This window comes from Afifella pfennigii DSM 17143, assembly GCF_000688515.1.
Classification (GTDB): domain Bacteria; phylum Pseudomonadota; class Alphaproteobacteria; order Rhizobiales; family Afifellaceae; genus Afifella; species Afifella pfennigii.
Genome location: NZ_JHZK01000025.1, coordinates 22,017 through 40,315, shown reverse-complemented (window position 1 = coordinate 40,315; position 18,299 = coordinate 22,017). Strand labels below are relative to the sequence as shown.

Here is an 18,299-nt window from a genome sequence, read left to right as displayed (position 1 = left end):
GACAACGTTCAGCGCGGAGGACTTCAATGAGCGAGCGTATCGAGGATATCGCCAATAGGATGGTGGCGGAAGGCAAGGGTATTCTTGCCGCCGACGAGAGCACCGGCACCATCAAGAAGCGTTTCGATTCCATCGGCGTCGTCTCCACCGAGGAGAGCCGCCGCGATTATCGCGAGATGCTCTTCCGTTCCGAGGCGATGGCCGAGACGATCTCCGGCGTCATCCTCTACGACGAGACCCTGCGTCAGAAGGCGGCCGACGGCACGAAGCTGGTCAAGCTCATTGAGGCTGCCGGCGCCGTGCCGGGCATCAAGGTCGACCAGGGCGCCAAGCCGCTCGCCCTTTCCTCCGGCGAGAAGATCACCGAGGGCCTGACCGGCCTTCGCGAGCGCCTTGCCGAATATCACGAGCTCGGCGCGCGCTTTGCCAAATGGCGCGCCGTCATCACCATCGATGGCCCGCGCCCGTCCTGGAACTGCGTCAAGGCGAACGCCCATGCGCTCGCCCGCTACGCCGCCCTCTGCCAGGAGGCCGGCATCGTCCCCATCGTGGAGCCGGAAGTCCTGATGGACGGCGACAAGGCCAGGCACGGCATCGAGCGCTGTTACGACGTCACCTTGTGGACGCTGAACACGGTCTTTTCGGAGCTGTTCGACGCCGGCGTCGTCCTGGAAGGCATCGTCCTGAAGCCGAACATGGTCGTCCCCGGCCAGCATTCCGGCGAGAAGGCGAGCGTGGAACAGGTTGCCGAGAAGACCATCCGCTGCCTCAAATCCGCCGTGCCGGCCGCCGTGCCGGGCATCGCCTTCCTCTCCGGCGGCCAGTCCGACGAGGAGGCGACGGCGCATCTTTCCGCCATGAACGCCATCGACGACGTGCCCTGGAAGCTCACCTTCTCCTATGGCCGCGCTTTGCAGGCGGCGGCGCTTCAGGCCTGGAGCGGCAAGGCGGAGAACGTCGCCGCCGGCCAGCGCGCCTTCAACCATCGCGCCCGCATGAACGCGCTCGCCGCCACCGGCAATTGGAGCGAGGCTGAAGAGAAGCAGGCCGCATAGGGCCTGCCTGCGGGCCCTTCCAGCGGGCCTTTCCTTTTCTCCGGCGTAAAATCGCCGGATTTGTTGGCTGAGGAGGCGCTTGGCGCCTCCTTTTTCGTGCGAAATTGCCCGATAAGGGGGCGGTTGGAGCCGCCTTGCGAAAATCATGCAGAACGAGCCTGCCGAAAAGAAGATATTCCTCATCGCTCCGCCCGGCGCGCCGGGCGAGGCTGCCGAGCGCCTTGCCGCCGGCCTTGCCGGTGTCCCGGTCGCCGCCGTTCTCGTCACCGCTTCTGCCAGCGAGACGGAGACGGAGGCGCGCGCCAAGGCTTTGGTGCCGCTCGCCCAGGCGGCGGGCGCGGCCGCCCTGGTGGAGAACTTCACCCGCGCCGCCGGCCATGTCGGCGCCGATGGCGTGCATGTCTCTTCGGGCTTCTCAGAGTTGGCGGAGGCCGCGGAGAGGTTCCGGCCGAAGCGCATCGTCGGCGCCGGTCGTCTGCGCGGCCGCCATGCGGCGATGCAGGCCGGCGAAGTGGACGTCGATTACCTTTTCTTCGGCGAGCCGGAGGGCGACACCCATGCCGGACCGCATCCGAAGGCGCTGGCGCTCGCGCAGTGGTGGGCGGAGCTGATGGAGATTCCGGCCGTCATCATTGCCGGCAACGACCTTGCCACGCTGCCGGAGGCGCTCGCCACCGGGGCGGAGTTTATCGCTCTCGGCCGCGCCGTCTGGCAAGCGCCGGAAGGGCCGGAGGCGGCGCTGCGCCGCGCCCATGCCATGCTTTCATCCGCCGAGGTGCCGGCATGAGGCCGTGGCTCGCCGCAGCTTTGCTCCTCGCTTTCCTCGCCGCGCCGGCGGCAGCGCAGGAAGAAGCCCCGCGCAGCGGCCTGCCGACGCCTGACCTGCCGAGCCCGGTCTCCCCCGAGGCGGCGCCCTTCCTGCCCCCCTCATTGGCCCCAGCCGCGCCTGAAGCGGGCGCGGCGGCCGCCACCGACGGCGAGACGGCGGAGGCGCCGCAAGGCGGCGGGGCGACACAGAAGCTCGATGCCCGCCTGCTTGAGAACCGCATCGACCAGTCGCTCCAGGATGCCGGCGTTCTCGGCAAGGATGCTCCCGATTACGCCTATGGCGCTTTCCAGCGCGGGCATTTTCTTACCGCCTTCGCCATGGCGCTGCGCCAGGCGGAAGCCGGCAGCACCGCGGCGCAGACCCTCCTCGGCGAGCTCCTGTCGCGCGGCGTCGGCGTCAAGCGCGATTACGCCGAGGCCGCCGCCTGGTATGAGCTCGCCGCCAAGGCGGGTGACCGCGAGGCGCTCTACGCCCTTGCCCAGCTCACCCTGGAAGGCAACGGCGTTGAGGAGGACGCAGAGAAGGCGGCCGAGCTCTTCCGCCAGGCCGCCGAGCTCGGCCACGCCGCCGCCGAGCGCGAATACGCCTATCTGCTGCTCCAAGGCCGGGGCTTAACACAGAACCCGATGCTCGCCGCCGCGCATCTACGCAACGCCGCGCGCGCCGCCGACACCGACGCGCAATACGCCCTCGCGGGGCTCTATGCCGAAGGCGTCGGGGTCGTCGCCAATCCGGCCGAGGCCGCTCGCTGGTATGCCGAGGCGGCGCGCCGCGGCCACGCCCCGGCACAGATCGAATACGCTACTCTGCTTTTCAACGGCACCGGCGTGCCGAGAAACCGGCAGACCGCCGCGGCGTGGCTGCGCCAGGCGGCTCTCGCCGGCAATCCGGTTGCCCAGCTCCGCCTCGCCAAGCTCTACAAGGAGGGCGCGGGGGTTCAGAAGGACGAGGTGCAGGCGGCCCGCTGGTATCTCATCGCCCGCGCGGTGGGGCTCGTGGAGGATCCCATGGAGGGCTATCTCATGGGCCTTCCCTCCGGCATCCGCGCCGAGGCGGAAGAGCTCGTCGCCGCCTGGCCGGGAGGCGGCGGCCCGCCCCTGCCGGGAAGCCGGCAGCCGAACGAGGCGGCCTCGCCTGACCGCGCCGAGATTTTCCCGGAACCGGATGCCGACGAAGCGGTTAGCCAAGAGGGTGGCCCGCCTTCCGCCCTGCCTGCCGCCCCGCCTGCAGCAATGCCGCGCCGGACGCAGAGCGAGGCGGGGGAGGCGGCCGCTGCCGCGCCGCAACAGGACGTCGAAAACGGCCGGGAGCCGGGCGCGCCTGAGGTGGACAAGACGGGCGAATAGGTCTATATGGCCCCCGCCCGATCGCAGAGGCGAGAGCGGGCTCCAACTGTTTTCGCGGGCATTTGCGGCGGCGGTCTCATGCGTCACCGAGCCGGCGTGACCGCCGCGCTTGACCGCGATGTGCGAGCGAGAGGAAAGGAACGGGTTCAACGTGCAAGTCGTCGTACGAGACAACAATGTCGATCAGGCGCTGAAGGCGCTGAAGAAGAAGATGCAGCGCGAGGGCATCTTCCGTGAGATGAAGCTGCGCAATTTCTATGAGAAGCCGTCGGAGAAGAAGGCGCGCGAGAAGGCCGAAGCCATTCGCCGCGCCCGCAAGCTGGCCCGCAAGCGCGCCCAGCGCGAAGGTCTCCTCCCCGGCAAGCGCCGCGGCCGCTAGAAGCCGCCTGTCATCCACACCCGAGCGCGTCACGCGAAGGACCGGCGATGAAGCCTCGATCGGCACGTTTCTGGCCTTTTATCGCGCTCCTTGCCTTGGGGCTTGGCGCCTGCCAGTCGGTGGGCAGCGGTGGTCTGTCGAGCCAGCTCACAGTCGATCCGGATACCGGCTCTGAGGCCAACATCGCCTCGCTGACCGCCGTCATCGAGCGCAATCCGCGCGATCCGGCTGCCTACAACGTGCGTGGCGCCGCCTATGGCAAGGCGGGCCAGTACCGCGAGGCGCTGTCGGATTTCAACACCGCGCTGCAGCTCGATCCGGGCTTTGCGCCGGCCTACGCCAACCGCGCCCTCATCCATCGCCAGCGCGGCGACACCCAGGAAGCCTTCAACGACTACAACCGGGCGATCCAGGCCGATCCGAACTACGCCACCGCCTATGTCGGCCGCGGCACGGTCTATCGTCAGCAGGGCCGTTTCAGCGAGGCGCTGGCAGACTACAACACCGCCACACGGCTCGATTCCACCGACGCCCAGGCCTTCCACAATCGCGGCCTCGCCCAGCAGGCGCTCGGCAACCACCAGGCGGCGATCGAGAGCTTCACCACCGCCATCGGCCTGTCGCCGCTGACCTCCGAGCCCTTCAACGGCCGCGGCCAGAGCTATCTGGCGCTGGGCGACTACAAGACCGCGCTCGACGATTTCAACGAGGCGGTGAAGCGCAACCGCAGCTCCTTTATCGCCTGGACCAATCAGGGCCTGGCGCTGGAAGCGCTCGGCGACCGCAAGAAGGCCTTCGCCTCCTTCGCCCGCGCCGCCAACATCAACCCGCAATACGATCCGGCCCGCCAGGGCATGCAGCGCACCACCGGCGCCTAGGGGTCGGCAGGCATCTGCGAAACCGCATGTGTTGACGCCGCTCGCGGCATCATCGCCGCCAGCCTATTCCGCCGCTACGGCGCCGCGGCCCGGTGCGCGCAGGAGCCCGCGCACATCCGTCGCCCCTTCCAGTGCCTCCACCCGCCGGCGCAAGGTCTCCGCCGCCTCGCCCAGCACCGGGCGCGCCAGCGTCATGAATTTCTCCGCCAGCGCCTCCGGCGCCGGAAAGCTCTGCGGCTCGCCGGAAGGCTCGCCCACGCGGCGGGAAAGCCGGCGCCCGTCCTTCAGAAGGATGGCCACCTCCGCCCCGAAGGGATGGGAAAGGCCTTCAAGGCTCTCTTCGCGTACCACGTGAAACCGTGCCGCGAGCGCCTCCACTTCCGGCGCGCCGAGCCGGCGGTAATCGTCCCAGGAAAAGCCCCCTTCAAGCAGCGCCACCGCCCCGACGAAGGGCATGGAGAACTGACCCTCCACGATACTGCCAGGCCGCCGTTTCGCCTCCACCGGCTCGGCGGTCAGCGCGATGCCGTTGCCGTGAAGGCCCACCTGAACCTTTTCGATATCCACAGCCCGAAGCCCCGCCTCGGCGCGCAGCTGAAGGAGCGCATCGAGGGCGGCATGGGTATAGCGGCAGGTCGGATAGGGCTTCACGGCGATATTGAGCGTCTCCCAGGTCTCGCCGAGCCCGGCGACGGCGCGGGCAGGCTCCGCCCCGTCCGAATAGGCCTTCAGGAAGCCGTGCTTGCCCTCGATCGCCTCCGCCGCTCCCAGAAAACCCTCGCGCGCCAGCGTCGCCGCCATCAGCCCGTTCATCGCCGCCGCCCCGACCTGGTAGCGCTTGTTCCAGGCACCGTTGGCCAGGAATTGCAGCGAGCCGGCGGCCTGGCTTCCCGCCACCCCGAAGGCCGCTGCCACGCCTTCCTGCGCTAGGCCGAAGACGCGTGCGGCGGCCGCCGCCGCACCGAAGGTTCCGGCCGTCGCCGTCGGGTGGAAGCCGCGGGCGTAATGCGCGGCCGGGTCGAGCGCCATGCCAAGCCGGCAGGCGGTCTCGTAGCCGGCGACGATGCCGGCAATCAGGCTTTCGCCCTCCGCCTCCACCATCTCCGCCGCGGCGAGCGCCGCCGGCACCACCGGCGCGGAAGGGTGCAGCGAGCTCGCCGCATGCGTGTCGTCGAAATCAAGCGAATGGCCGAGCGCGCCATTGAGCAGCGCCGCCGTCAGCGGTGGATAGAGGTGTTCGTCGCCCGCCACGCTGGCGCAGCATTCCCCGCACCATTCCGGCGCCAGCCCGAGCGCTTTCACCGCTGAGAACAGAGCCGGGGTCGAATCGGCCTCCGCCCGCGCCCGCACGGCGCTGCCCAAAAGGTCGAGGGCCAGCGCTTTGGCCCGCTCGGCCGCTTCGCCCGGAATCTCTGAGAAGTCGAGCTCCGCCACGAAGCCCGCCAGAAGCTCGCTTTCGCCTGCCATCCTCGCCTCCCGATGCGTCTTGAGCTGCGCCGCCAGCGCCCCGCCAGCCATGCTGCCAGACGTGCGGGCGTAGCCTTCTGCGCGCTTGCGCCGCGCTCCGCCGGCGGGCAAGCTCGCCGCTACGCCTCATCGCCGGCATGGCGCGCCCGCCCTTTTCCGCCGCGCCGCTTTGCCAGGAAAGCCCCGATGGCCCTTGAAGACAAGGCTTGATCGATGTCCGCTGATCCTTTCGGCGCCCTCGCCGCCGAATGCCCCGTCACCGATCCTCGGGCGCGGAGACGCTCGCCGAGTTCCGCGCTTTCCTGCGCAGATCGTGCGAGCGCTTCGGCAGTGCATCGTCCACCACCTATGCGGAGTTCGCCGCGCCTCCTTCCGCGCAGACAAGCCGCAGGCAATCGGCGACCTCGCGGCGCACGCTCACCGCCGCCCCCCGCTCGGCGAGCAGATCGCCGAGCGAAGCCAGAAGGCTTTCGTGATGGGCTTTGCAGGCCGCTTCGGCGGCATCTTCGTCGCGCCGGGACATGGCGGCGACGATCGCCTGTACCTCGCCCGCGCACGCCTTGATTCGGCCAGGCCGCGACATGTCGGCGACCCAGAACCGCGTCACGCGCGCGAAGATGGGGCTGAGGGCGGCGGCGGCCGAGCGGTTGCTCGCGCCGGCCAGAAGGACGGCGTAATACTCGCGCATCAGCCGCGCGAAGTCGCAGACATCGAGGCTCTGCGAGCTGTCTGTCATCGCCGCGACGATATCGGCGAGCCGGTCGATCCTTGCCCGGCTCGCACGCTCGGTGAACTGGCGTACCAGAAGACATTCCAGCGCCGCGCGCGTCCTGTAGCTGTCCTCCGCCTCCTCGGCATTCGGCGCGGCGACCACGACGCCGCGATGCGGTATGGAGGTGACGATGCCCTCGCTTTCCAAGATTCGCAAGGCCTCGCGCAGCGAGGTGCGGCTGATCCCGAGTTCCTCGCACAGCACGCGCTCGCGCAGTCGCCTGCCCGGCTCAAGGGCGCCTACCGCGATGGCGCTGCGCAGCATGTCGGCGACCTGGTTGCGCAGGGACGCGGCGTTGGGCTTGACCCGCGTCAGCATTGCCCGGCCTCCGCCGGGCTCGGCCGACGGCCCGGCGCAATGGCGCGGGCGCGGCCGCGAGGGGCATGCGGCCTCGCCGGAAAGACGGCGGGGTGGGGAAGGATTGGACGGCCCCTGGCGGACGATATCCGCATCGGCCCGTCCGCGTCGGCTCTGGCCGGGTCGGACCGTTCGTCTACCGCCTTTGGCATTTGTATCGCCCTGGGAAAGAATACTTTTATATCGATACCTGCATGTGTAGCAGATATTGCCGCCCACTTAGACGGCAACGGCGCCTTTCGGGCGCTTTCGCCGCATAGTTCTTTTGTCTAATGCAGCGCGCAGCGCGGCCGGAGAAGAAAATGACAGAGAGTTCGCAACATCATACCGAAATCGATATTGAACATCTTCGACAATGGCTGGGCCGCAGCGAGACGGCCGAAGATATCGTGACGCCGCGCCTGGCGGCGCATTTCCTGGCGACGTTCGACGAGCCATCGCCAGCGCCTGAAGCCGGCGAGCCCGCACCGCTCGCCATTCATTGGTGCCTCGCCCCCTCGGCGGCGCCGATGTCGTCCCTTGGCCCGGACGGTCATGCCGCGCGCGGCGGCTTCCTGCCGCCCGTGCCGCTGCCGCGCCGCATGTGGGCCGGCGGCCGGCTTGAGCTTCTGGCGCCCCTTCGGGCCGGCGAGACGGTAACGCGGCTTTCGACCGTCAAGGATATCTCGTTGAAGGAGGGCCGCTCCGGGCGTCTGTGCTTCGTCGTCGTGGAGCATCTTTTCGCCAGCGAGCGCGGCGAGCTTTTGAAGGAGCGCCAGGATATCGTCTACCGCGAAGCCGCCAGGCCGAGCGCCGGCTCCGGCGCACCGCCGGCGGGCGCGCCGGAGCCGCTGCCCCGCCCGACTTGGCGGAAGCGGCTGACGCCCGATCCCGTCCTGCTCTTCCGCTATTCGGCCCTCACCTTCAACGGCCATCGCATCCATTACGACCGGCGCTATTGCATCGAGGAGGAAGGCTATCGCGGCCTCGTCGTGCACGGCCCCCTGCAGGCGAGCTGGCTGCTCCGCCTTGCCGCCGAGGCGCGCGGCGCTCCGCCGAAAAGCTTCGCCTTCCGCGGTCTGAGCCCACTCTTCGACGGCACGGAGATCACGTTGAACGCCGCCGAGGACGAAGACGGGCTTCGGCTTTGGGTGGCGGACGCAGATGGCCGGGCGACGATGCGCGCCGAGGCAGGGTGGTGAGGTAGAAGAGCCCGCCCGACAAGCCAAATGCTGGCTTTGGGCGAGCCGGTTCAGGCGACCTGTCGCTGGGCCCTCTCCACCATTTCCGCCCCGTAATCGCCGAAGAGGAAGCCGTTGGAAAAGCGCGCCTCGGGCAACAGCATGCCGAGCCGCGTCACCGCCTCTTCGGCATCGAGCTTCTCCTCCAGCCGCTCGCGGAAGAGGCCCGCCACCGCCACCATGTCGCAATCGTGCGGCGACAGGCGGAACGAGGTCACGCCCGCCGCCTTCAGCGCGTCGAGCTCGCCGAGGACGCTCGCATGGGTGAAGGACATGGTCTGCACGCCGTTGACGGCCAGGAAATCCTCCCCGTCGAGGGTGGCAACGCGCAGCCCGTCGAGATCCTCGCCGCAGACGAACTGGCAGGAATCCTTGGACAAACCGTGGATGCGGGCATGATAGCAGCGCCCGGAGATGGCGAGCGGCACCCGCCCGAAGGCCCAGACCTCCGTGTCGATGCCGGCCGCCCCGCCGGCCTTGGCAAGCGCCGTCACCGAGGCGATGGGCAGCTCCGGCGGCAGGCAGACGAGTTTGGCCCCGCGCCCCGCCAGCCAGGCGAGCGTGCCCTCGTTGTAGACGTTGACCAGGGGCCCGGCGGCGAAGGGCGCGCCGGGCTCAAGATAGCGCAGCATGGTGAAGTCGTTGATCTCCACCGGCAGTTCGGCGCCTTCGGCGAGTTCCTTCATCGCCTTGCGCTCGCGCGGCAGGGTGACGAGGACGAGCGAGGCGAGAAGCACCTCCTTGCCGGCCTTTTGCAGCCGTTCCACCGCCGCGCCGATCCGGTCCTCGCAGAAGGGCGAGCGCTTGGAGCAGACCACCTCGCCGAGGACGACGCGGTCGACCTCCGCCTCATCGGCGATGCGGGCGTAGAAATCGCTCCACTTATCGGCCGGCCAGTTGAACAGAAGCGGGCCGAGGGTGAGGGAGGGGCGTGCGGGCACTTTCTTGAACCTTGGCTGCGGCGCGCTCAGCGCCAGGTCTTGGCATAGGCGCCGGCGGTCGTCGTCTGGCCTTCCGTCAGGCGCTGCAATTCGTTCGCCATGATCGGCAGGCCGGCGGCCTCCGCCTCCACCGCCTTGCGGAAGGAGCGCACCACCGCCTGCGTGTAGGAACGCGAGCGCTGGCGGCCTTCGATCTTCAGCGCCGTCACGCCCGCCTTGGCGAATTCGGCGATCAGCGTCGCCGCGTCCAGGCTGACCGGGTCCTCGAAGACATGGCCCCTGTATTCGCCAGCGCTGAAACAGCCCTTGCAAAGGGTCGGATAGGGCGCCGGGGCGCCGCGCTTCACCCGGTTGATGGTGAAGGGGCCGAGCCGCGACACGAGATCGGTGCCCTCCTCGCGGTAGACGACATGGCTTGCCGGCGAGCAGGCGCCGTTCATGTCGGGCGAGCGCCCGGTGGCGTAGGCCGACAGCGCGCAGCGCCCCTCCGCCATGACGCACAGCCCCCCGAAGACGAAAACCTCCGTCTCGCAGCCGATCTGCCGGTTGATGGCGGAGATCTCCTGTACCGTCAGCACCCGCGGCAGCACCACCCGCTTCACCCCGAACGTGTCGACATAGAAGTTGATGGCATCGGCGTTCGCCGCCGCCGCCTGCACCGAAAGATGCCGGCGCAGCCCCGGATGCTTATCCGCGGCATAGGCGAGAAGGCCGAGATCGGCGAGGATGACGGCATCGGCCCCGAACCGTGCCGCATCGTCGACGGCCGCCCGCCATTTCTCCGGCGCCCCGGCACGCGGGAAGGTGTTGATGGCCACAAGCAGCTTCACCCCGGCCTTGTGGGCGTAGCGCACGCCCTCCTCCATCTCCTCGCGCGAGAAGTTGAGGCCGGGAAAGTTGCGCGCGTTGGTCTCGTCGCGAAAGCCGCAATAGATCGTGTCGGCGCCGGCATCGACCGCCGCGCGCAGCGCCGCGGGCGTGCCGGCCGGGCAGACCAGCTCCAGCCGCTCCATGTCTCAAAACTCCATCATGTCGACGCGGTGCAAGGGCAGCCCCGTCACCCTTTCAGCAATCGGCATTGCCCTTTTCATCAGCGGCTCCACCGCCGGCCGGAACGGGCCGAAGGCGGCCGCCGCCTCCTCCATCAGGTCGATCTCCGCATCGTCGAGCGCGTTGCGCAGGGCGAGCACGGCCTCCGTGTCGCCCTCGATGACGATATCGCGCGAGAAGAACAGCGCGTCGCCGTCGAAGGCGCCGTGGATCATCCCCATCAGCGCCCCGAGCGGGCCGGCCACGCGCGCGTCGTGAAGCCCGCCATCGCCGCGCCGCACCGGCTCCACGCTCGGCCGCTCCGGCCGCGGCTTCAGGCGGAAGGCGAAGGGCAGATCCGTCGGATCGATGAGGAAGGTTTTCTGCGCATGCTCGTCGAGCCTGGAAAACAGCCCCGGCCGGCGGCGGATGAGGCCGGCGACCATGCGCTCCAGGACGAGGCGCAGGGGAAACAGCGGCAACGGCCGCAGGAACAGGCGGACGGGCGCCGGAACGGCGACGATATCGGTGGCAGGCTGCATGGCGCGCGCATTGCGCCCCGAAGAAGGGCGAGCGTCCTTGATCTATCTCAAAGCGGTGCCGGCCGCTCTGCCGCATCGGGGACAAGGAGGTGCGCCTTGACGTTCCGTGATCTGCCGCCGTTCCGCACGCTCGGCGATTTCCTCGCCCATCTTTCCCGCTCCGGCGATCTCGCCGCCATTTCCGAGCCCGTCTCCATGGTGCACGAGGCGACCGAGATCGAGCGCCGGGTGCTGGCCGCCGGCGGCCCTGCCCTGCGCCTCGACCATGCCCTCCACGCCGACGGGCGCCGCGCCGAAATGCCCGTCCTCGTCAATCTCTTCGGCACGGTGGAGCGCGTCGCCGCCGGCTTCGGCGTCAAACTGTCACGCCTTGGCGAACTCGGCGAGGCGCTCGCCGCCCTGCGCGAGCCGCAGCCCGTCCACGGCCTCAAGGACGCGCTCGCCCAATGGCCGATGCTGCGCGCCGCCCTCAACACCCGCGCCGAGAGCGTTTCGCGTCCCGCCGTGCAGGCGGAGGTGCGCCGCGGCACCGACGCCAACCTCGCCCGCCTGCCCATCCAGACCTGCTGGCCGGGCGAGCCGGCGCCGCTCATCACCTGGCCGCTGGTCATCACCCGAGGGCCGGAGGGCGGGCCGATCAATATGGGCGTTTACCGAATGCAGATGCTGGACGAGCACCGCCTCATCGCGCGCTGGCTCGCCCATCGCGGCGGCGCCAAGCACCATCGCGCCTGGGCCAGCGCCGGGCGCGACATGCCCGTGGCCATCGCCATCGGCGCCGATCCGGCGACGATTCTCTCCGCCGTCATGCCGCTGCCGGAAACGCTCTCAGAGCTCGATTTCGCCGGCCTGGTGCGCGGCGAGCGCCCGCGTATCGCCGAGGCTCTCACCGTTCCCCTGCCGGTGCCGGCCGATGCGGAGATCGTCATCGAGGGGCTGGTCTCGGCCAGCGAGACGGCGCCGGAAGGACCCTATGGCGACCATACCGGCTATTACAACGCCGTGGAGGAATTCCCGGTGATGCGGGTGACCGCCATCACCCACCGCCGCGATCCCGTTTATCTCTCCACCTATACCGGCCGTCCGCCCGACGAGCCTTCCGTCATCGGCGAGGCGTTGAACATTCTCGCCAAGCCCATCATCCGCCAGCAGATGCCGGAGATCCTCGACGTCTGGCTGCCGCCGGCCGCCTGCTCCTACCGCCTCGCCATCGTCTCCATCAAAAAGCGCTATCCCGGCCAGGCGCGCCGGGTGATGATGGGGCTCTGGGGCATGCTGCCGCAGTTCAGCTATACTAAGGGCATCGTCGTGGTCGACGACGACATCGACGTCACCGATCCCGCCGATATCGTCTGGGCCCTGTCGACGCGCATGGACCCCTCGCGCGATCTCCTGCTTCTGGATCGCACCCCCATCGATTATCTCGACTTCGCCTCGCCGGAGGCCGGCCTCGGCGGCAAGCTCGGCATCGACGCCACCACCAAGATCGGCGCCGAGACGAGCCGCGAATGGGGCCGCGTCCTGAAGATGAGCCCGCAAGTGGAGGCGCGTATCGACAAGCTCTGGCCGAAGCTCGGCCTGCCCGCCGCCCAGCCGCTGCGCAGGGTCGGATGAAGCCGCCCGTCATCCTCGCCGTCACCGGCGCCTCCGGCGCCGCCATCGGCCTGCGCGCCGCCGAGCTTCTCGCCGAGCTCGGCTTTGCCATCGAGCTCGTCGTCTCCGCCGCCGGTGAGCGCACCTTGCTGGAGGAGGTCGGCCCGCACGCCCTGTCCGGTATCGCCGCCCGCCGCCATGCCGTCGATGCGGTCGGCGCCGCGATCGCCTCCGGCTCCTATCCCGTCGCCGGCATGCTCGTCGCACCCTGCTCCATGCGCAGCCTTGCCGCCATCGCCCATGGTCTTGCCGACAATCTGATTGCCCGCGCCGCCGACGTGCAGTTGAAGGAGCGCCGCCCGCTGGTGCTCGTCGCCCGCGAGGCGCCGCTCAATCTGGCGCATTTGCGGTCGATGACGGCGGTCACGAAGATGGGCGGCATCGTCCTGCCGCCGGTCCCGGCCTTCTATCTGAAGCCGAGAAGCGTTGCGGAAATCGTCGACCAGATCGCCCGCCGCGCCGTCGACGCCTTGAAGATCGCCCCGCCGCTTGCCGCCGCCTGGGACGGCGGCGCGCACTGAGAGGGGGAGCCAGGCTTCCCCTGCACCATGAAAACAAAAGGGGAGGCCACCTTTCGGCGCCTCCCCAGTTTTTCCGGCCGGCCATGACCGGCCGGTGGCCAGCTCAAAATCAGTTGCTGTCGCCGTTTCCGCCATCGGTGGACACGTTCTGGACGCCGACACTGTGGCAGGCCGTGCAATTCGCCCAGGAGCGGGCCTTGCGGATCGCCCGCCGCGACACCTCGCTCCCATGTACATTCACGAACCAGGCGAGACGGGAGACGCGCTGCGGCGCGCCGGAGACGCCGCGGCGATTGTCGGCGTGAGCGACGAGATAGGCTTCAATCTCGCTGCGCACCGGTTCGCCGACGGCGGCGTTGACGCCGAAATGGTTGTCCAGACTGCGCATCATCATCTGCCAGGAAGCCGGCGGCAGAAGATCGGCTGGAAAGGTCATATGGCAGGCGCCGCATTTGGCGGCGGTCGCAGCATGCGTGACGGCCGGAAGCGGTATGTCGTCATCGGCAAGAGCTGGCGCGCCGATCATCAGGGCGATGAGCCCCGCTGCAACAATTCGATACATTCATTCCCCCCTTTACTTTAAAAGAGCGCCGGCTCGTAAGCCGGGGCGCTGTCGACGTCTTCCCTGGCCGCTCAAGGCACGGCCGATCCCTGCTCACGTCGCGGCGGCACGCATCGCTTGCCTCCGTTCGCCTTGGTGCCAGGCGTGAAACGTGCGCCTTGACTTGGTACCGGCCGGCCCTGGCCGGCCGGTCACCAGCCCCATCAATCGTCGTCGAAATAGCCGCGCTCGGCGCCGCGATGGCATTCGCCGCAATTGGCCCAGGAGCCCGCTCTCGCCAATTCGCGGCGCGAGACCTCGTCGCGATGCTCGTCGACGAACCACCTGAGCTCGGAGATGCGCTGCGGCGCGCCGCTGCCGCGCCCGGCATGTGAGACGAGATAGGCTTGGATATCGGCCCGGGTCGCCTCGTCGAGCGCGGCGCTCTCGCCGAAATGGTTGTCGAGATCGCCCATCATCTTCCGCCAGGAAGCGGCCGGCAGGAAGCCGGCGGGATAGGCGATGTGGCAGGCGCCGCATTCGGCCTTCGTCGCCGCATGGGTGACCGCCGAGACGCGGGTATGGTGGTCGTCGCCCCGGCGGCCGCGATCGTCGTCATCGTCGGCAAGGGCGGGCACGGTGAGGATGATGGCGCCGGCCGTCGCCGCCGCCAGTAACATTCGGTACATGAAAATCTCCCTTTCTTGGTTGGTTCACTGGCTGGCGAGCCAGGCGACGACGTCCGCCTTTTCCCCGGCGGTGCAGGAGCGGCCGAGAACGCTGTCGCAATTGCGGCGGAACCACTTCTCCACCTTGGCGAGATCCGTCAGCCGCGCGCCGTTCGCCGAAGGCGCCAGCGGGTCGATCGTCTTGCCCGTGCGCGCCTTGCCGGCGCTGCGCGGGTTTTTGGTGTGGCAGGTCGTGCAGGAGGGCGTATCCGGCTTGCCGCTGCCATGGTTGGCCAGGAAGAACGATTTTCCGCGCCCCGCATCGGCGGCCCGTCCGGCCTCGGCCGAGTAGCGTTGGATGAGGTCCGAAGGCGAGGTCGATTGTGCCAGCGCCGGCGTCGCAATCAGCAGCGCCGGCACGATCAAAAGGTATTTCATCGAATGGTCTCCTGTTTCGGGATGGATATGGACAAGGGGCTGAAGAGCCCGGTCTCCGCGTCGAGGTGGCAGGCGGCGCAATTGCTGGCGCTGCCAACGGCATCGGAAGCGAAGAGCGCCTTGGCCAGATCTTCGTGCTGGTGCTTCCAGAACGGCGTCTCGGTCATGGCCAGCGGCGGCGCGTCGAGGCCGCGCGCCATGCGGTTGGCGGCCTTGGTGTCGGCCGTCTCGGCGGCATGGGCGACGAGATAGGCTTCAAGTTCCGCCGTCAGCTCCGGCCCCAGGCTGGCGTTCTCGCCGAAATGGTCGGCAAGCCGCGGCATCAGCGCCCTCCAGGAAGCGGCCGGCAGAAGGCTTGGATGGTAGACCGTATGGCAGTCGCCGCATTCCTGGGCGTAGGTCGGATCGAGATTGGCCACGGGCATGCCCGGCACCGGCCGCGCCGACAGGCCGGTATTGGCGAGGATGAGGACGGCGCCGACCGCGGCGATCGCGGCCGCCGCGGCAAGGCCACGCGGCCTGGCGATCCGGGGCTGATGGTCGTCCGCCCGCCATTCCTTCTCGCCCGTCACCATGCCGCGGGCGAGGTTCTCCCGGCTGCGAAAGCTTTCCAGGACGACGCCGGCGACGTGCAGGCCGATCATGACGAGAAGCGCCAGGGCGATGAGTTCGTGCACCTCCTCCATCGCGTGACCGCTCTGGAAGGTGAACGCGAAGGCGAGCGGTCCGGTCTTGAAGGCGCCGCCGAGGATGGCAAGGCCGGTAGCGGCCAGAAAGAGGATGGCGAGGAAGAAGGCGAAGACCATGGCCCCGCCGAGCGGGTTATGGCCGCGATGCCGCCCGCCGCCGCCGCGCAGATGCTCCATGACCGCGGAGGGCCGTGGAAAGAAGTCCTTGAAGCGGGCATGGGTCGGCCCGGTGAAGCCCCAGACGATACGCGCCAGCACCAGGCCGGCAGCGCCGAGCCCGCCGGCGATATGCAGGCGCAGCCAGGTGGCGTCGGCGAAGAAGCCCGTCACCGTGGCTGTGGCGACACAGGCGAGAAGCAGCCAGTGGAAGAGCCGCACCCAGATGTCCCAAACGGGAACCGTCAGCCCTTGGCCTTCTCTGGTTTGCTCTGTGTTTTTTTGCAGCATGATATGCCCCGTCCGGTCCGCATCCTCCGCGAACCTTTCGGGGACCATCGCACCGGCGGGCTGACGCCGCCCTGACCGTGGATGTCAGCGAAATGTCAGGAAGTCGGCGGCCGCACCGCCGGCAGGATGAGGCGCGCCTCAAGGCCCGGCTCGACGTTGTGCAGCGACAGCACGCCGCCGAGCGCCTCGGCGATTTCGGAGGCGATGGCGAGGCCGAGGCCGGTTCCGGGGCCGCTGGTATCGGCCCGCGCTCCGCGCGCCATCAGCGCCTCGATCCGCTCCGGCGGGATGCCGGGCCCGTCGTCGCGCACCGAAAGCACGATGAAGCCCGCATCCTCGCGGGCGGCGATCGTGACCTCCTGGCGCGCATAGCGCGAAGCGTTCTCCACCAGCGCGCCGAGCGCCTCCGTCAAATCGTCGCGGTCGACCGCCGCCTGCAGGTCCTGCGGCACCTCCTGGCGCCATGCGATCTCGCCGCCCTCCTCCGTGCGGCGAATGACGCGCACCACGTTCTCCACCACCTTGCCGACATCGGCCTGCGCCGCCTTGCTCCTGAGGGCGATGCGCGCGCGCGTCAGCTCCCGGTCGGTGTGGCGGCGCATGGCGCCGGCGATCTCCTCGATGGCCTTCGCCGCTTCCGCGCGTCCGGCCTGGCGCAGCCGCTCCGCCTCGCCGAGCAGCGCCTGCAGCGGCGTCTTCAGCCCGTGGGCGAGATCGCCCGCACGCGCCCGGGCCCTGACGATTTCATGCTCGCGCTGCTCCAGGAGCGCGTCCACCTCGCTGGCCAAGGGAAGCACCTCGACCGGAAAGTCCTCGCCGAGGCGTTTCGCCTCGCCGGAGCGTACGGCGGCGACGCGCGCCCCCACCGCTGCCAGCGGGCGAAGCCCGATGGCGATCTGCAGACCGCCGGCGATGGTCAGCGCCAGGGCGAGAAGCGCCGTATAGGGGATGAGATCGGCGACGAAGGCGCGCCGCGCTTCCTCCAGCTCGGCACGGTCCATGGCGACGGCTGCCCGCGCCCGACCGCCGCCGAGGCGCTCCGGCAGGGTGACGCTGCGCTCGATGGTCAGGAGCCGCTGGTCCGTCGGCCCGGCGATGTCGTGCACATGCACCGCCCCGTCGACGAGTTCGTCCGTCGGCAGCTCCAGGGCGTCATCCCACAAGGAGCGCGAGCGCAGCACCTCCCCGTCTTGCGAGATCTGCCAGTAGAGTCCGCCGAAGGGACGGGAAAAGCGCGGATCGGCGGGCATTTGCGCCAGGACGAGGCTTCCCTGCGGCCCGCGCTCCAGGCCGGAAAGGACCTGGTCCAGATGCACCGAGAGCTCCGCCACGGCGCGCCGTTCCACATGCGCGGCGAACAGCGCCGACAGGCCGAGCGCGGCCAGCGCCAGCGACACGCTGATGGCGAGCGCGCCGGCGAGGATCAGCCGCAGCCGGAGCGAGCGCTGCATCAGGCGGCGTCGCTCGCCGCTTCCAGGAAATAGCCGAAGCCGCGCCTTGTCCCGATGACGCCGGGCCCGAGCTTGCGCCGCAGCCGCGTCACCAGCGCCTCCACCGCGTTGGTATCGCGCGATTCCTCATCGCCGTAGAGATGCTCCAAGAGCTCTGTGGGCGGCACCGCCCGCTCCTTGTGCAGCATCAGATAGGCCAGAAGCCGGTATTCCAACGCCGTCACCGTCACCGGCACGCCCCTCAGCGCCACCGTCATGCGGTTGGCGTCGAGGCGGAGCTCGCCGGAACTTTGCACCGAGGAGCCCCTTCCCGCCGCCCGCCGGATGAGCGCCCTGGCGCGCGCCACCAGCTCCTCCATGCGGAAGGGCTTGGGCAGATAATCGTCCGCCCCCGCATCGATGCCCTCTACCCGCTCCGTCCAGGCGCCGCGCGCCGTTAAGATGAGCACCGGCATTTCCCGCCCGTTTGCCCGCCAGCGCTTCAACAGCGTCAGCCCGTCGAGGCTCGGCAGGCCGAGATCGAGCACGACGAGGTCGTAATCCTCCGTATCGCCGAGGAACCAGGCCTCCTCGCCGTCGCCGCAGGTCTCCACGCGAAAGCCCGCCGCGCCGAGCGCGGCGGCAAGATCGGCAGCGATACGCGGATCGTCCTCCACGGCAAGCGCGCGCATGTCTTTCTCGTCCTCAGCTGCCCGTGCGCCGGCTGCGGTCGATCTCCTTGCCGATGACGGCGCCGGAGGCGGCATCCACTTCCAGCTCGATGATACGCCCGTCGCGGGTGATCAGCTCCAGCTCGTAGACGATGATACCGTCTTCGCGTTCCAGCTCCACTTCCAACAGGCGGGCGCGGTAGCGCCGCTCGATCTTCGGCAGGATCTCGGCGAGCGGGAGGATTTCGCCCCGGCGCAAGGCGTCGCGGGCACGGTCGTGATCCTTGTCCGCCAGCGCCGCCGGCGAAATCAGCAAGAGGATCGTCAGCAATAGGTTTGTCATGGGCTACATCCTAGGCCGTCCTGCCTGACGCATTGCTGACAAGGCCAGTCAGGGAGGCGTCAGCGGGCCTGTGGCATTCCTCG

The 18,299-nt window shown here is 69.2% G+C and carries 20 protein-coding genes; 8 read left to right on the top strand and 12 right to left on the bottom strand.

Going from position 1 to position 18,299, the window contains the following annotated elements; translation table 11 throughout:
* The first annotated feature begins 26 nt into the window (after positions 1-26).
* The 5 genes from Q331_RS0115320 to Q331_RS22005 all read left to right on the top strand — a co-directional run bounded on the left by Q331_RS0115320 (position 27) and on the right by Q331_RS22005 (position 4,487).
* Complete coding sequence (locus tag Q331_RS0115320; protein ID WP_026381395.1) at positions 27-1,055, top strand: class I fructose-bisphosphate aldolase; 1,029 nt, start codon at positions 27-29, stop codon at positions 1,053-1,055.
* A 145-nt stretch (positions 1,056-1,200) separates the two neighbouring features.
* Positions 1,201-1,842: a thiamine phosphate synthase gene (locus Q331_RS0115315; protein ID WP_026381394.1), complete on the top strand. Its 642-nt coding sequence runs from the start codon at positions 1,201-1,203 to the stop codon at positions 1,840-1,842.
* Entirely contained in the window at positions 1,839-3,230 is a 1,392-nt protein-coding gene (locus tag Q331_RS23195; protein ID WP_051631227.1) for an SEL1-like repeat protein, read from the top strand. The genes Q331_RS0115315 and Q331_RS23195 overlap by 4 nt, the downstream gene beginning before the upstream one ends.
* Positions 3,231-3,348: 118 nt before the next feature.
* Positions 3,349-3,609 carry a 30S ribosomal protein S21 gene (gene rpsU / locus Q331_RS0115305; protein WP_026381393.1) on the top strand — a complete coding sequence of 87 codons (261 nt, stop codon included), beginning with the start codon at positions 3,349-3,351 and terminating at the stop codon, positions 3,607-3,609.
* 47 nt (positions 3,610-3,656) lie between these two features.
* Positions 3,657-4,487, top strand: coding sequence for a tetratricopeptide repeat protein (locus Q331_RS22005; RefSeq protein WP_156953378.1), 831 nt, complete (start codon positions 3,657-3,659; stop codon positions 4,485-4,487).
* A gap of 63 nt (positions 4,488-4,550) precedes the next feature.
* On the opposite strand, the gene Q331_RS0115295 is transcribed toward Q331_RS22005, so the two are convergent.
* The gene (locus Q331_RS0115295) at positions 4,551-5,954 is read right to left on the bottom strand and encodes an MmgE/PrpD family protein (RefSeq protein WP_026381392.1); all 1,404 of its coding nucleotides are present in this window, start codon (positions 5,952-5,954) and stop codon (positions 4,551-4,553) included.
* Between the two features lie 346 nt (positions 5,955-6,300).
* Positions 6,301-7,044 (bottom strand): GntR family transcriptional regulator, encoded by a 744-nt coding sequence (locus tag Q331_RS22000; RefSeq protein WP_051631226.1) that lies wholly within the window; start codon positions 7,042-7,044, stop codon positions 6,301-6,303.
* Positions 7,045-7,385: 341 nt separating this feature from the next.
* On the opposite strand from Q331_RS22000, the gene Q331_RS0115285 reads away from it, so the two are divergent.
* Positions 7,386-8,264 (top strand): FAS1-like dehydratase domain-containing protein, encoded by an 879-nt coding sequence (locus Q331_RS0115285; RefSeq protein ID WP_026381391.1) that lies wholly within the window; start codon positions 7,386-7,388, stop codon positions 8,262-8,264.
* A gap of 50 nt (positions 8,265-8,314) precedes the next feature.
* Here the strand turns inward: Q331_RS0115285 and ubiV are convergent, their stop codons facing one another.
* From ubiV to ubiT, 3 genes are read right to left on the bottom strand one after another with little or no spacing between them, the layout of a single operon-like run.
* Positions 8,315-9,244, bottom strand: coding sequence for a ubiquinone anaerobic biosynthesis protein UbiV (gene ubiV, locus Q331_RS0115280; RefSeq protein ID WP_026381390.1), 930 nt, complete (start codon positions 9,242-9,244; stop codon positions 8,315-8,317).
* A 26-nt stretch (positions 9,245-9,270) separates the two neighbouring features.
* The gene (gene ubiU / locus Q331_RS0115275; RefSeq protein WP_026381389.1) at positions 9,271-10,248 is read right to left on the bottom strand and encodes a ubiquinone anaerobic biosynthesis protein UbiU; all 978 of its coding nucleotides are present in this window, start codon (positions 10,246-10,248) and stop codon (positions 9,271-9,273) included.
* A 12-nt stretch (positions 10,249-10,260) separates the two neighbouring features.
* The gene (gene ubiT, locus Q331_RS21995) at positions 10,261-10,815 is read right to left on the bottom strand and encodes a ubiquinone anaerobic biosynthesis accessory factor UbiT (RefSeq protein ID WP_034492547.1); all 555 of its coding nucleotides are present in this window, start codon (positions 10,813-10,815) and stop codon (positions 10,261-10,263) included.
* Positions 10,816-10,911: 96 nt separating this feature from the next.
* Between ubiT and Q331_RS0115265 the strand changes: the two genes are divergently transcribed.
* Together Q331_RS0115265 and Q331_RS0115260 are read left to right on the top strand one after the other, a co-directional pair.
* Positions 10,912-12,429 (top strand): UbiD family decarboxylase, encoded by a 1,518-nt coding sequence (locus tag Q331_RS0115265; protein WP_026381388.1) that lies wholly within the window; start codon positions 10,912-10,914, stop codon positions 12,427-12,429.
* Positions 12,426-12,989 carry a UbiX family flavin prenyltransferase gene (locus Q331_RS0115260; RefSeq protein WP_026381387.1) on the top strand — a complete coding sequence of 188 codons (564 nt, stop codon included), beginning with the start codon at positions 12,426-12,428 and terminating at the stop codon, positions 12,987-12,989. The genes Q331_RS0115265 and Q331_RS0115260 overlap by 4 nt, the downstream gene beginning before the upstream one ends.
* A gap of 109 nt (positions 12,990-13,098) precedes the next feature.
* Here Q331_RS0115260 and Q331_RS23190 read toward each other — a convergent pair whose 3' ends face one another.
* The 7 genes from Q331_RS23190 to Q331_RS0115225 form a co-directional block, all read right to left on the bottom strand.
* On the bottom strand, positions 13,099-13,551 hold the full coding sequence (locus Q331_RS23190; RefSeq protein ID WP_084175092.1) for a hypothetical protein: 453 nt from the start codon (positions 13,549-13,551) through the stop codon (positions 13,099-13,101).
* A gap of 203 nt (positions 13,552-13,754) precedes the next feature.
* A complete protein-coding gene (locus Q331_RS0115250; RefSeq protein WP_034492545.1) occupies positions 13,755-14,219 on the bottom strand; it encodes a diheme cytochrome c in 465 nt (154 codons plus the stop codon).
* A 24-nt stretch (positions 14,220-14,243) separates the two neighbouring features.
* The gene (locus tag Q331_RS0115245) at positions 14,244-14,636 is read right to left on the bottom strand and encodes a DUF1924 domain-containing protein (protein WP_026381385.1); all 393 of its coding nucleotides are present in this window, start codon (positions 14,634-14,636) and stop codon (positions 14,244-14,246) included.
* Positions 14,633-15,772, bottom strand: coding sequence for a cytochrome b/b6 domain-containing protein (locus Q331_RS0115240; protein WP_051631231.1), 1,140 nt, complete (start codon positions 15,770-15,772; stop codon positions 14,633-14,635). The genes Q331_RS0115245 and Q331_RS0115240 overlap by 4 nt, the downstream gene beginning before the upstream one ends.
* Before the next feature lie 95 nt (positions 15,773-15,867).
* The gene (locus tag Q331_RS0115235; protein ID WP_026381383.1) at positions 15,868-17,223 is read right to left on the bottom strand and encodes a sensor histidine kinase; all 1,356 of its coding nucleotides are present in this window, start codon (positions 17,221-17,223) and stop codon (positions 15,868-15,870) included.
* Positions 17,223-17,894, bottom strand: a complete 672-nt coding sequence (locus tag Q331_RS0115230) for a response regulator transcription factor (RefSeq protein ID WP_026381382.1) — start codon at positions 17,892-17,894, stop codon at positions 17,223-17,225. The genes Q331_RS0115235 and Q331_RS0115230 overlap by 1 nt, the downstream gene beginning before the upstream one ends.
* A 13-nt stretch (positions 17,895-17,907) precedes the next feature.
* A complete protein-coding gene (locus Q331_RS0115225) occupies positions 17,908-18,216 on the bottom strand; it encodes a PepSY domain-containing protein (protein ID WP_026381381.1) in 309 nt (102 codons plus the stop codon).
* Positions 18,217-18,299: the final 83 nt, after the last annotated feature.

Coding starts and splice junctions, on each gene's coding strand:
- rpsU (WP_026381393.1), top strand. CDS start 3,349: ATGTGCGAGCGAGAGGAAAGGAACGGGTTCAACGTGCAAGTCGTCGTA.
- Q331_RS0115295 (WP_026381392.1), bottom strand. CDS start 5,954: ATGGCAGGCGAAAGCGAGCTTCTGGCGGGCTTCGTGGCGGAGCTCGAC.
- Q331_RS23190 (WP_084175092.1), bottom strand. CDS start 13,551: ATGTATCGAATTGTTGCAGCGGGGCTCATCGCCCTGATGATCGGCGCG.
- Q331_RS0115315 (WP_026381394.1), top strand. CDS start 1,201: ATGCAGAACGAGCCTGCCGAAAAGAAGATATTCCTCATCGCTCCGCCC.
- Q331_RS22000 (WP_051631226.1), bottom strand. CDS start 7,044: ATGCTGACGCGGGTCAAGCCCAACGCCGCGTCCCTGCGCAACCAGGTC.
- Q331_RS0115320 (WP_026381395.1), top strand. CDS start 27: ATGAGCGAGCGTATCGAGGATATCGCCAATAGGATGGTGGCGGAAGGC.
- Q331_RS22005 (WP_156953378.1), top strand. CDS start 3,657: ATGAAGCCTCGATCGGCACGTTTCTGGCCTTTTATCGCGCTCCTTGCC.
- Q331_RS0115230 (WP_026381382.1), bottom strand. CDS start 17,894: ATGCGCGCGCTTGCCGTGGAGGACGATCCGCGTATCGCTGCCGATCTT.
- Q331_RS0115240 (WP_051631231.1), bottom strand. CDS start 15,772: ATGCTGCAAAAAAACACAGAGCAAACCAGAGAAGGCCAAGGGCTGACG.
- Q331_RS0115235 (WP_026381383.1), bottom strand. CDS start 17,223: ATGCAGCGCTCGCTCCGGCTGCGGCTGATCCTCGCCGGCGCGCTCGCC.
- ubiT (WP_034492547.1), bottom strand. CDS start 10,815: ATGCAGCCTGCCACCGATATCGTCGCCGTTCCGGCGCCCGTCCGCCTG.
- Q331_RS0115285 (WP_026381391.1), top strand. CDS start 7,386: ATGACAGAGAGTTCGCAACATCATACCGAAATCGATATTGAACATCTT.
- Q331_RS0115260 (WP_026381387.1), top strand. CDS start 12,426: ATGAAGCCGCCCGTCATCCTCGCCGTCACCGGCGCCTCCGGCGCCGCC.
- Q331_RS0115250 (WP_034492545.1), bottom strand. CDS start 14,219: ATGTACCGAATGTTACTGGCGGCGGCGACGGCCGGCGCCATCATCCTC.
- Q331_RS0115225 (WP_026381381.1), bottom strand. CDS start 18,216: ATGACAAACCTATTGCTGACGATCCTCTTGCTGATTTCGCCGGCGGCG.
- Q331_RS23195 (WP_051631227.1), top strand. CDS start 1,839: ATGAGGCCGTGGCTCGCCGCAGCTTTGCTCCTCGCTTTCCTCGCCGCG.
- Q331_RS0115245 (WP_026381385.1), bottom strand. CDS start 14,636: ATGAAATACCTTTTGATCGTGCCGGCGCTGCTGATTGCGACGCCGGCG.